This is a genomic window from Azospirillum brasilense (assembly GCF_008365405.1).
GTDB lineage: Bacteria > Pseudomonadota > Alphaproteobacteria > Azospirillales > Azospirillaceae > Azospirillum > Azospirillum brasilense_D.
Map to the genome: position 1 here is coordinate 1 of NZ_QOKV01000049.1, position 12432 is coordinate 12432.

Annotated in this window: 11 protein-coding genes; 10 read left to right on the forward strand and 1 reads right to left on the reverse strand. The window is 65.8% G+C overall.

What is annotated here, in order from left to right; translation table 11 throughout:
* Positions 1-595 precede the first annotated feature (595 nt).
* The gene (locus DS837_RS31305; protein WP_247890233.1) at positions 596-1441 is read right to left on the reverse strand and encodes a helix-turn-helix domain-containing protein; all 846 of its coding nucleotides are present in this window, start codon (positions 1439-1441) and stop codon (positions 596-598) included.
* A 233-nt stretch (positions 1442-1674) separates the two neighbouring features.
* Here DS837_RS31305 and DS837_RS31310 point away from each other — a divergent pair, with 233 nt between their 5' ends.
* The 10 genes from DS837_RS31310 (at position 1675) to DS837_RS31355 (ending at position 12418) form a co-directional block, all read left to right on the forward strand.
* Entirely contained in the window at positions 1675-2970 is a 1296-nt protein-coding gene (locus DS837_RS31310; protein WP_149168322.1) for a CaiB/BaiF CoA transferase family protein, read from the forward strand.
* A gap of 63 nt (positions 2971-3033) precedes the next feature.
* Positions 3034-4470 carry an aldehyde dehydrogenase family protein gene (locus DS837_RS31315; protein WP_170296059.1) on the forward strand — a complete coding sequence of 479 codons (1437 nt, stop codon included), beginning with the start codon at positions 3034-3036 and terminating at the stop codon, positions 4468-4470.
* Entirely contained in the window at positions 4385-5458 is a 1074-nt protein-coding gene (locus DS837_RS31320; protein ID WP_282187608.1) for an NAD(P)-dependent oxidoreductase, read from the forward strand. The genes DS837_RS31315 and DS837_RS31320 overlap by 86 nt, the downstream gene beginning before the upstream one ends.
* Before the next feature lie 56 nt (positions 5459-5514).
* Entirely contained in the window at positions 5515-6723 is a 1209-nt protein-coding gene (locus DS837_RS31325; RefSeq protein ID WP_149168324.1) for an ABC transporter substrate-binding protein, read from the forward strand.
* A 77-nt stretch (positions 6724-6800) separates the two neighbouring features.
* The gene (locus DS837_RS31330; protein ID WP_149168325.1) at positions 6801-7862 is read left to right on the forward strand and encodes an acyl-CoA dehydrogenase family protein; all 1062 of its coding nucleotides are present in this window, start codon (positions 6801-6803) and stop codon (positions 7860-7862) included.
* A gap of 31 nt (positions 7863-7893) precedes the next feature.
* Positions 7894-9039, forward strand: coding sequence for an acyl-CoA dehydrogenase family protein (locus tag DS837_RS31335; protein ID WP_149168326.1), 1146 nt, complete (start codon positions 7894-7896; stop codon positions 9037-9039).
* A gap of 57 nt (positions 9040-9096) precedes the next feature.
* Positions 9097-9912, forward strand: a complete 816-nt coding sequence (locus tag DS837_RS31340; RefSeq protein ID WP_149168327.1) for a crotonase/enoyl-CoA hydratase family protein — start codon at positions 9097-9099, stop codon at positions 9910-9912.
* A 47-nt stretch (positions 9913-9959) separates the two neighbouring features.
* A complete protein-coding gene (locus DS837_RS31345; RefSeq protein WP_149168328.1) occupies positions 9960-10745 on the forward strand; it encodes an ABC transporter ATP-binding protein in 786 nt (261 codons plus the stop codon).
* Positions 10738-11460 (forward strand): ABC transporter ATP-binding protein, encoded by a 723-nt coding sequence (locus DS837_RS31350; RefSeq protein WP_149168329.1) that lies wholly within the window; start codon positions 10738-10740, stop codon positions 11458-11460. The genes DS837_RS31345 and DS837_RS31350 overlap by 8 nt, the downstream gene beginning before the upstream one ends.
* A 70-nt stretch (positions 11461-11530) precedes the next feature.
* A complete protein-coding gene (locus tag DS837_RS31355; protein WP_149168330.1) occupies positions 11531-12418 on the forward strand; it encodes a branched-chain amino acid ABC transporter permease in 888 nt (295 codons plus the stop codon).
* Positions 12419-12432: the final 14 nt, after the last annotated feature.

Genomic DNA, 12432 nt, shown 5'->3' on the forward strand with positions numbered 1-12432 from the left:
GCCTTCTCCTCCGGCGACCAGGTCCGGCGGCCTACATCGCCCGTGATCACTTCCATGCGGCGCACCTGCACGGGCTCCGGGTCAAGCGTAAGGTCGAGCGTAGACACAAACCGTTCTCCCGATCATGCGATCCGGGAGACTCGCTCCGCCTTGATCCCGCCGGAAGGTGGCACCAGAACACCGCTTACTTTGAAAGGCAAACAGGCGTGAGATGTCTGTCCCAGGCCCCAGCCATGCCTCACAAAGTCATTGAGCATCAATATGATACCGCTTGAGAAAGCGCTCAATCGCAAGCCCTTGAGCAATGGCCCTGTCCAGGGGCCGATCAACCGCCTGAAGTTCATCAAGCGGCAGATGTTCGGCCGCGCCACGTTAGATCTGCTCCGTCAGTGCGCCTTATGCACCGCCCGACGAGTGAAGCGTTCACCAACGCTGTGGCCCTCGACACCTCAGCACTGAATACGCGGATGAATCCTGCCTCACGCCGTTCTACACCCTGACCACCTGAACCATCCAACAAGCAGGCTGTTCAGGCTCTCAGCTCAATCAGTCGCGACGTCAACAGCACCCGACAAGGTCACTCACAGCCATCTCGTTACCCCCAAGATGCATGACGGAGGACATGGGCAAGTCGGTTGGCGTTCGTCATGAGCATATCAAGGAACCGTTCTTGGGCGGCTTCTGGGGAAACAGCGCTGCGCAGCATCATGATGTTGAGCGTTGCGAGAATACCCTGCTCGTCACGCACAGGCACCGCCATGGCCCAAAGCTGGCCGGAATATTCGCGGTCGCTGTAAGAATCGTCCATGCACGCGAAACCTCGGACCCGCACGTCGCTGAGCAGAGCCTCAAGGCGTTGCGGATCGCTGGCCAGGGCATTGGCGGGATCGGTGCGGGGCCTCAGGCGCGCAAGAATGCGTTCCCGTTCGCTGTCGGCGCAGAATGCGAGATAAGCCCGACCAATGGAGGTTTCCAAGATCGGCGCACGGAAGCCAGGGCGGCGGTTGAAGAACAGCGGTCCCGTTTCGCGGCTCGTCTGGACGACGATCATGGCGTCGTGATCGAACAGTGCCACGTCGGATGGCCAACCGATCGCCTGCCGGAACTCCGTCAGGATCGGTTCGCACAGCAGCCCAATCCGGTGGTGCAGGTCGTAACCGCGGCTAAGCTGCAGCGTGCGCCCGGTCGCGACGTATCCCGAGTTGGATGGGTTGCGGGTCACGTAACCTTCATGCTCCAGCGTCTCCAGCATTCGCACGATCGTGGCCTTGTCGAGCCCCGTTTCCCTGTGCAGAGCGGCAACGGACGCATCGCGCAGTTCGTTGACGATGCGCAGGACGTCAAGGCCTCGGGTCAGGGCCGCAACGGGTTTGAAGGAAGGCATCGAGGTCACGTTCCCTTGTTTGGCGTCTGGACTTGGATCCACCAGCGATGTCGCCATCGCCAACGGATTGTTGGAGGGGCCATCCGTCCGTCCCGCTGTTTTTTGGCCAAGCTGAAAAGACGGTTGCCTTTTATCAGAGGGCCCGTTAGCCTATCCATAATGAAATGATCGTTTCACAGAGTGAAATGGTCGCGACGCCGGGAAATGCAAGTTCCAGGCGTCGGAAGTGAAAAGGGAGGCTCCCGTTCCAGGTCCGGAACGGTGACGCTTGCAGCCGGAGACCACTCATTGTGACCTTGCCCGAATCACCCCACGACGAAGCCGGCAACCGTGCCGCCGGCCCGATGTCCCTGGCTGGGCTGCGGGTGCTCGACCTCAGCCGTGTGCTGGCCGGTCCTTGGGCATCCCAAATTCTGGGCGACCTCGGCGCCGACATCATCAAGATCGAGCATCCGGAAAAGGGCGATGACACCCGTTCCTGGGGGCCGCCCAACCTGCGGCCCGCGCCGGGGGACCGAACCGATGATCCGCCCAGCGCCTACTACTTGAGCTGCAACCGAAACAAGCGGTCGCTGGCCATCGACATCGCCAAACCGGAAGGGGCGGCTCTCGTCCATCGGCTGGCACGAAGCTGCGATGTTGTCCTGGAGAATTTCAAGGTCGGCGGCCTGTCTCGCTACGGTTTGGATTACGAGAGCCTGAAGCGGGAGAACCCCGCCCTGGTTTACTGTTCCATCACCGGCTTTGGCCAGACCGGCCCCTACGCCCCCCGCGGCGGCTATGATTTCCTGATCCAGGGCATGAGCGGGCTGATGAGCGTTACGGGCCAGCCGGAAGGGACACCCGGCAGCGAGCCGCTCAAAGTTGGAGTGCCGGTGTCGGACCTGTTCACCGGGCTTTATGCCACCATTGCTGTGTTGGCAGCGTTGCGCCACCGCGATTGCACTGGCGAGGGCCAGCACATCGATTGCGCTCTGCTGGATACCCAGATCGCCGTGCTCGCCAACCAGGGCATGAACTGGCTGGTCGGTGGTCAGGTGCCGAAACGGCTCGGCAACGGACATCCCAATGTCGTTCCCTATCGCTGCTTTGCGACGGCCGATGGCCACATCATCGTCGCCGTCGGCAACGACGGGCAATTCCGTGCCCTGTGTCGTTTGCTGAACCGCGAGGATTTGCTGGCGGACGAGCGGTTCGCCAGCAACCCCGGCCGGCAGGCCCACCGCGCGGAGCTGGAGGCCACGTTGGCGGAAAGCATGGCACGGTGGACGTCCGCGGACCTGATCGAAGCGCTGTCCGGCGGCGGGGTCCCGGCCGGCCCGATCAATCGCATCGATCAAGTGTTCGACGACCCGCAAGTGGTGGCCCGTGGTCTTGTCCATCGGTTGGAAACGCCCGGCGGCACGCCGGTCCCGATCGTCGGCTTTCCGGCGCGCCTGTCCCGGACTCCGGCCCGCTACCGGCGTGTGCCGCCCCGTCTGGGGGAGCAGACGGACGAGGTGCTGTCCGACCTGCTGAACCTCACCGAAAACGAGCTTGAGGAGCTGCGTGCCGGTGGCGTGATCGGCACCGCGGGCCGCTCGTGACGGCCTTCCTCCGACCTTTCCGGCGCCCCCGGCCCGCCGCATCGAAGACGTGAGACCAAGAAGATGATGGAACGAAAGAATTGGATTGCCGGACGTCTGGTCGACGGTGTCCGACTGGAAGCGAACCGCAACCCGGCGCGGCCAAGCGAGGTGATCGGCCATTATGCCTGGGCCTCGGTCGCGCAGGCGGAAGAAGCACTCGGCGCCGCACGCGCGGCCTTGCCGGGTTGGGCGGCGAGCAATCCGCAGACCCGCTCCGACGTGTTGCGGCGGGTCGGCGACGAGTTGAACGCCCGCGCCGAAGAACTGGGCGCTCTGCTGACGCGGGAGGAAGGGAAAACGCTGCGTGAAGGCATCGGCGAAGTCCGGCGCAGCGCACAGATCTTCCACTATGCCGCCGGGGAGCCGCTGCGCCAGGGTGGCGAAGCCCTTCCCGGTCTGCGCGACGGCACCACCGCCATGGTCAGCCGTGAGCCTGTCGGCGTTGTCGTCCTGATCACGCCGTGGAATTTCCCGATGGCGGTTCCCGCCTGGAAGACCGCTTACGCGCTCGCTTTCGGCAACACGGTGGTCTTGAAGCCCTCGGAAGTCACGCCGGCCTGCGCCTGGGAGCTGGCGGACATCCTGCACCGCGCCGGGCTGCCCGCCGGTGCCTTCAATCTGGTGGTGGGGGACGGCCGGACGCTGGGGCCGGCGTTGGTCGACGGAGCCGACGCGGTCAGCTTCACCGGTTCGCCGGGTGTTGGCCGGGCGATCCTGGAGCGCTCGGTCGCCCGCATGACCCGCGTCCAGCTCGAGCTTGGCGGCAAGAACCCTCTGGTGGTTCATGACGACGCCGATCTGGATCTGGCGGCGGACATCGCGTTGCAGGGGGCTTTTCACTCCACCGGACAGCGTTGCACGGCGACCAGCCGCATCATCGTCGATCGCCGGGTGCACGACGCTTTCGTCGAACGACTGGTGACGAGGATCGCCGCCCTGCGCGTCGGCGACCCCATGGACGCGGCGACGGACATGGGGCCGGTCGTCAGCGAAGCCCAGCTCGCCAAGGACCTGCACTGCATCGCGGATGCGCGCAACGAAGGCGCGGAACTGGCCTTCGGTGGCGGACGCATGGATGGGCACGGCTATTTTCTGGAACCGACCTTGTTCATCGGCACCGACAATGCCATGCGGATCAACCGTGACGAGGTGTTTGGCCCGGTTGCCTGCGTCATACCGGCTGATGGGCTCGATCACGCCATCGCCATCGCCAATGACAGCGAACACGCCCTGTCGAGCGGCATCGTCACGCGTGGGCTGGCATCGGCCGAAACCTTCCGCCGCCGTTCGCGGGCCGGCCTCGTCATGGTCAACGCCCCCACAGCCGGCATCGACTACCACGTCCCGTTCGGTGGCCGCGGTCCCTCGGGCTATGGCGGACGCGAACAGGGCAGCGCGGCCATCGAGTTCTTCACGGAAGGCAAGACCGCGTACATCAACCACGGCATCGCCGGCTGACGCCGGACGGAACAGCCAACCAACAAGTCGGCCAGCAAGCCAGTCGGCTGCACAGCGCCGGCGGCATTCGAAGGGGAGTGAGAAAATGTCGGAGACGATCGCGTTCATCGGGCTTGGCGCCATGGGGTTGCCAATGGCCTCCAACCTGGTCCGCAAGAACTTTTCGGTCATCGGCTTCGACCTCGATCAGGGCAAGCTCGACAAGCTGGTTGCGCTGGGCGCACGACCGGCCGGCGACGTCACCGCCGCCGTGCGGGACGCGACCGTCGTCATAACCATGCTGCCGGCGCCACCGCAGGTGCGCGAGGTCATCCTGGGTGGTGACGGCGTTCTCGCCGGCCTCCGGCCGGGCGCGCTGGTGATCGACATGAGCACCGTCGACCCACAGACCACGGACACGGTCGCCGCGGCGTGTCTGGAGAAAGGGATCGCCTTCGTGGACGCTCCGGTCGGCCGCCTGGTCAGCCATGCGGAACGCGGCGAGTCCCTGTTCATGGTCGGGGCCAGCGATGAGGGCTTCGCCCGTGCCGAACCGATGCTCAACGCCATGGGGACGACCGTCCACCGCTGCGGCCCGGAGGGCGCCGGCACCCGCATGAAGATCGTCAACAACTATCTGGCGGTGATCGGCGCGCAGTTGACGGCAGAGGCCATTTTGCTGGGCACCAAGCTTGGCCTGCCAGTGGACGTGATGAAGGCGGTGTCGGGTGGGACCACGGCGACCAACGGCCAGTTCCAGATCAACTTCGCGACCAAGGTGCTGAAGGGGGACACGGCGCCCGGCTTCACCATCGACCTTGCCCACAAGGATCTGATGCTGGCGCTGACGGCGGCGGCGCAGCAGCGTCTCGGCCTGCCGGTCGGTTTGGCGGCGGCCGGTGCGCTCGGCGCCGCCCGCGGCGGCGCCTATGCCCAGCGCGACTTCTCCGCACTGCTCGACTACGCCTGCGACATTGCCGGCGTCACCCCGCCGCGCCTGCCGGACTGACCGGACACGGCACGACCACCGCGAAAAGCAAAACCAGGTTCGGGAGGAAAAGAATCATGAAGACTTTGGCGGCTCTGGCCACTTCGCTCGTCGCGTTGACACAGGTGGCCTTCGCTCAAGGAATTTCCGACAACAAGGTCAAGATCGGCGTCATCACCGACCTGTCGGGCGTCTACACCGACATCGCCGGCAACGGTTCTGTGGTCGCGGCCGAATTGGCGGCTGAGGATTTCGGTGGGAAGGTCAAGGGCGTTCCCATTGAGATCATCAAGGCCGATCACCAGAACAAGGCGGACATCGCCAGCTCCGTTGTTCAAAAATGGTTCGATACCGAGCAGGTCGACGCCATCGCGGACATGGTGACATCGTCGGTCGGCCTTGCCCTCCAACAGGTGGCGGTGCGCTCGAAGAAGATGGCGCTGAACACCGGCGCCGGCACGTCCGGCATGACCAACGCGTCCTGCTCGCCTTACGGCGTGTCCTGGGTCTACGACACCTATTCGCTGGCCACCGTGAACGCCAAGGCAACCTTGCAGAGCGGTGGCGACACCTGGTTCTTCATCACCGCCGACTACGCCTTCGGACATGACCTGGAAAACGATGTGCGCAAGGTGCTGGAGGCCAATGGCGGCAAGGTCGTCGGCAGCGTCCGCCATCCCTTCCCCACGCAGGACATGAGCTCCTACCTGCTGCAGGCCCAAGCCTCGGGTGCCAAGGTCATCGCTCTGGCCAACGCCGGCCAGGACACCATCACCGCGATCAAGCAGGCCAAGGAATTCGGCATTCTCGACGACAGCAAGGTCAAGGTGGTGGCTCTGCTCGCCTTCGAGCCGGACATCCGCGCCATCGGCCTGTCCGACGCGGCCGGCATCCTGATGTCGAGCGGTTTCATCTGGAACCGCACTCCGGAGACCACCGCCTGGTCCGACCGCTTCCACGCCAAGACCGGAAAGCGCCCGACCAGCGTGCAGGCCGGCACCTATTCCGCGGTGTTGCATTACCTGAAAGCGGTCGAGGCGACCGGCACGGACAACGCCGACAAGGTGATGGAGGCCATGCGGGCCACGCCGGTCAAGGACATGTTTGCCGACGGCGGCACCGTGCGCGCGGACGGTCGCATGCTGCACGAGATGTATCTGGTCCAGGTGAAAAAGCCTGAGGAATCGCGCGACCCCTGGGACCTGTTCAAGGTGGTTGGAACGGTGCCCGGCGAGCAGGCCTTCCGTCCCGTCGCCGAAAGCCAGTGCCCGCTGCTCAAGAAGTAGGAAGGGGGCGGCACTCTTCGCTCCCGGCGCACGGTCGCCGCCATCGCACTCTCCCCTTCATGCCAAGAGATCCAAACGTGAGCGAGACAAGTCAGATCGTACGCGACACGGCCAACCGGCTGTTCACGGAACGCATCTCCCCGCAACTTCTGCTCGGTGCCGAAACCGGCGCTTGGCTGGGCGAGGAGTGGACCCTGATCGAGGAGATGGGCTTGCCCCTCGCCATGGTTGGCGAGGAGGATGGCGGAGTCGGACTCGACGACGTGGACGCTGCGATGGTGATCCGCGTCGCCGGAGCCAACGCTGTGCCGCTGCCGCTGGCCGAAACCATGCTGGCGAACCGCTTCCTGGCCGCCGCGGGATTGCCTCTGTCCTCCGGACCGGCGACCGTGGCGCCGGTCCGCCCCACCGATCGGTTCCATTTGGAACGGGTTGGCGGCGGCTGGCGCCTGTCCGGGACCGCCCACCGCATTCCCTGGGCGCGCTCGGCACAGACCGTTCTCGTCCTGGCCGAGGTGGGTGGACAGACCTTTGCCGTCCGGCTCGGCGATGGGCAGGTCCGGACGGAATCGGCTCATAATCTGGCCGTTGAGCCACGCGACAGCCTGTTCGTGGACGGCCCGGTTCCGGACACGGCGGTTGCCCCTCTGCCCGACGGGATGGGGATCGGCGACCTTATGGCGATGGGGGCGGCCCTGCGCACCGCCGCGATGGCCGGCGCCATCGGGCGCGTGCTGGAAATGACCGTCGGCTACGCCAACGAGCGCGCTCAGTTTGGCCGCCCCATCGGCAAGTTCCAGGCGATCCAGCAGTCCCTGGCCGTCATGGCGGGCCACGCGGCCGCCGCGTCCGGGGCCGCCGATCTCGCCGCCGAGGGGCTGTCTCAGGGGCCCCGGTCATTGACCGTCGCCGCCGGCAAGGCGCGGGCCGGCGAGGCGGCGGGTGTCGTCGCGACCATTGCCCATCAGGTGCATGGCGCCATCGGCTTCACCCATGAACACAGCCTGCATTTCCTGACCAAGCGCCTGTGGTCCTGGCGCGACGAGTTTGGAAACGAGGCGCACTGGAATCGCCTGTTCGGACAGCGCATGGCCGAGGCCGGCGCCGATGGAGTTTGGCCGCTGATCGCCGCTCTCTGATCAGCGCCGCCCTTTCCGGAGACATCCCTCGATGCAAGATTTTTCATTCCCGGCGCCGCCGACGGCGCCGGACACGGCCGAACTGCGTGCCGAGGTGCGCGCCTTTCTGGCGGCGGAACTGGCCAGCTATCCCGCCGCCAAACGCATCCGCTCCTGGAGTGGGTTCGATGCCGACTTCAGCCGCAAGCTGGGGCAGCGCGGCTGGATCGGTATGACGTGGCCCAAACAGTATGGCGGCCACGAACGAAGCGCGCTGGAACGCTACGTCGTTCTGGAGGAACTGCTGGCGGCCGGCGCTCCGGTTGCCGCCCACTGGATCGCCGACCGGCAAAGCGGCCCTTTGCTGCTGAAGGTCGGGACCGAGGAACAGAAGCGCAGCATTCTGCCGCGCATCGCCGCCGGCGAGTTCTTCTTCTGCATCGGCATGAGCGAGCCTGATTCCGGATCCGATCTCGCGGCGGTGCGCACGCGCGCCGTTCCGGTGGAGGGTGGCTGGCGAGTCAACGGAACCAAGCTGTGGACGACCTATGCCCACCACGCCCACGCCATGATCCTCTACTGCCGGACCGGCGCTGCGGACGACCGGCACGGTGGAACCAGCCAGTTCCTGGTTGACCTGACGCTTCCCGGCATCACCATCCGGCCCATCGCCGACCTGTCGGGGGCGCGGCACTTCAACGAGGTCGTGTTTGAGGACGTGATTCTGCCGCACTCCGCCCTGATCGGACAGGAGGGGGACGGCTGGAACCAGGTGATGAGCGAACTGGCCTATGAGCGCAGCGGCCCTGAACGCTTCCTGTCGACCTTCGTGCTGTTTGTCGAACTGGTGCGGGCGCTTGGCGGCCAATTGACGCCGGATGCGGCGGGGGCACTCGGTCGGCTGGGCGCCCATCTGGTTGTTCTTCGCCGCCTGTCGCGGTCGGTGGCCGGCATGCTGCAGGATGGCCGCAACCCCGCTTTGCAGGCGTCGGTCGTCAAGGATCTGGGCGCCCTGGTCGAGCAGGAGATTCCGGAGATCGCCCGACAGCTTATGGCGATGGAGCCCGACCTGCGGTCGCACGACGCCCTGTCGGCTGTGCTGGGCTACTCCATCCTCAACGCGCCGGCCTTCTCCCTGCGTGGCGGCACGCGGGAAATTCTGCGCGGAATCATCGCGCGGGGCCTGGGGCTGCGCTGACACGCCCCCCTTCAGCCGTCCGTCGGCGCCCCACACCGGCTTTTCAGGAATTCCCCCATGTCCGATCCAATCTTGTCCGATCCAATCATCTTCGAGAACGACGACGGGATCGTCACGCTGACGATCAACCGGCCGGAAACCCGCAATCCCATCTCTGACCCCGACATGATCGAGGCGATGCTGGAGGCGCTCGACCGGATCGACCGCGATCTGTCAATCCGTACGGCGATCCTGACCGGCACCGGGACGAGCTTCTCGTCCGGCGGCAACTTGAAAACGATGGGTGAGCAGGGCGGAATCAACGATCCTCTGCCGGCCCAAACCCGGCGGAACTACAAGTTTGGGATCCAGCGGCTTCCCCTGGCCTTTGAGGCGCTGGAGGTCCCGATCATTGCGGCGGTGAACGGCCCGGCCATCGGTGCCGGTTGCGATCTCGCCTGCATGTGTGATCTCCGGATCGCCGCGGAACGCGCCGTGTTCGCGGAGAGCTTCGTCAAAGTCGGCATCGTGCCGGGCGATGGCGGAGCGTGGTTGCTGCCGCGCGTCGTCGGCTTCTCCAAAGCCTGCGAGATGGCTTTGACCGGCGATCCGATCAACGCGGCCGAAGCGTTGGCCTGCGGCCTCGTATCGAAGGTGGTGCCGAACGACGAATTGCTCGCCGAAGCCCGCAAGCTGGCGATGCGCATCGCCGCCAACCCACCTCACGCGGTCCGCATGACCAAACGGCTGCTGAGAGAAGGACGCAGCGCCACGCTCGACCATTTGCTCGAGCTGTCGGCGGCGATGCAGGCGCTTGCCCACGCGACGGCCGACCACAAGGAAGCGGTGGCCGCCTTGCTGGGCAAGAGGCCGCCAAGCTTCACCGGACACTGAAAGGATGGACTCCACGGCCGAACGAGACAGCACTTGGGATCGCAGGCATGATCACCGGAACCAATGACATCATCCTCGAAGCGCGCGGACTCTCGAAGGAGTTCGGAGGCTTCATCGCGGTGAAGGGGGTGAACCTCCAGGTTCGCCGCGGCACCATCCACGCGCTGATCGGCCCGAACGGCGCCGGCAAGAGCACGGTCTTCAACCTGCTGACCAAGTTCCTGACGCCGACGCGCGGCCAGATCCTCTACAAGGGGCGCGACATCACCGCCATGAAGCCCGCCGACGTGGCGCTGCTCGGCATGGTGCGCTCCTTCCAGATCTCCGCCGTCTTCCCGCACCTCAGCGTGCTGGAGAACGTCCGCGTCGCGCTGCAGCGGCCGCGCGGCACCAGCTTCCATTTCTGGAAGCCGGAGGCCAGCCTGCACGACCTGCACGACCGCGCCGAGGAGCTGATCGAGGCGGTGAACCTGACCCCCTGGGCCGGGCACACCGCCGCCGAGCTGCCCTACGGCCGCAAGCGCGCCCTGGAGATCGCCACCACGCTGGCGCTCGACCCGGAGGTGATGCTGCTCGACGAGCCGCTGGCCGGCATGGGCCACGAGGACATCGAAGGCACCGCCGCCCTCATCAAGCGCGTCTCGGCCGACCGCACCATCCTGATGGTGGAGCACAACCTGTCGGTCGTCGCTCACCTGTCGGACACCATCACCGTGCTCCGCCGCGGCGAGATCCTGGCGGAGGGCTCCTACGACGTCGTATCGCACAACCCGCAGGTCATGGAAGCCTACATGGGTACGGGGGCTGGCACGGGTGAGGTGGGCCATGCCTGACGGCGCGACCGTGAAGACCACCATGCTGGAGATCCGAGACCTCCAGGCCTTCTACGGCGAGAGCCACGTGCTGCACGGCGTCAACATCGACGTGCGCCAGGGCGAGGTGGTGACCCTGCTGGGCCGCAACGGCGCCGGCAAGACGACCACCATGCGCTCGATCATGGGCATCGTCGGCAAACGCAACGGCTCGATCCGCTTCCAGGGACGGGAGCTGATCGGCATGGCGCAGCACAGGATCCCGCGCCTCGGCATCGGCTATGTGCCGGAGGAACGCGGCATCTTCGCCTCGCTCAGCGTGGACGAGAACCTGATGCTGCCGCCGGTAGTGAAGTCGGGCGGCATGACCGTGCCGCAGATCTACGAGCTGTTCCCGAACCTGAAGGGCCGCGGCACCACCCAGGGCACGCGCCTGTCGGGTGGCGAACAGCAGATGCTGGCCATCGCCCGCATCCTGCGCACCGGCGCCGACCTGATCCTGCTCGACGAGCCGACCGAGGGGCTGGCCCCGGTGATCATCGAGCAGATCGGGGTGGCGGTGCGCAAGCTCAAGCAGCGCGGCTTCACCATCGTGCTGGTGGAGCAGAACTTCCGCTTCGCCGCGACCATTGCCGACCGCCACTACGTGATGGAGGAAGGTCATGTCGTGGACATGATCCCCAATCACCAGCTCGCCCAGAACATGGACAAGCTGCACACGTATCTGGGCGTCTGACGGCACAGAAACCACCTGCCGTCCAACAATCAAAACCCAACAAGCGCTCGATTCATAGGGAGGGACGGTCATGTTTGACCTGCTGGGGGTGCCGCCCCAGGTGCTGTTCGGCCAATTGCTGCTGGGCCTGATCAACGGCTCGTTCTACGCGCTGCTCAGCCTCGGGTTGGCGGTCATCTTCGGCATGCTGAACGTCATCAACTTCGCCCATGGCGCGCTCTACATGATCGGCGCCTTCGTGGCGTGGCTGCTGCTGACGAAGCTCGGCCTCGGCTACTGGTGGGCGCTGGGCCTGTCGCCGCTGATCGTCGGGCTGCTCGGCGTGGTGCTGGAAAAGACCATGCTGTCGCGGCTCTACAAGCTCGACCATCTCTACGGCCTGCTGCTGACCTTCGGCCTCGCCCTGATCATGGAAGGCGCCTTCCGCCACTTCTACGGCGTGTCGGGCCAGCCCTATCCGATCCCGGACGCGCTCAAGGGCGGCCAGAACCTGGGCTTCATGTTCCTGCCCAACTACCGCGGCTGGGTCGTCGCCGCCTCCCTGATCGTCTGCTTCGGGACGTGGTTCGCCATCGAGCGGACGCGGCTCGGCGCCTACCTGCGCGCCGCCACAGAAAACCCGGTGCTGGTCCAGGCCTTCGGCATCAACGTGCCGGTGATGATCACCGCCACCTACGGCTTCGGCGTCGCGCTGGCCGGGCTGGCCGGGGTGCTGGCGGCGCCGATCTACCAAGTGTCGCCGCTGATGGGCTCCAACCTGATCATCGTCGTCTTCGCCGTGGTGGTGATCGGCGGCATGGGCTCCATCCTCGGCGCCATCGTCACCGGCCTGGGGCTGGGGCTGCTGGAGGGCCTGACCAAGGTCTTCTACCCCGAAGCCTCCAACATCGTGGTGTTCGTCGTGATGGCGATCGTCCTACTCATCAAGCCCGCGGGCCTCTTCGGACGGGAGCGCTGAGCCATGGCCACCCA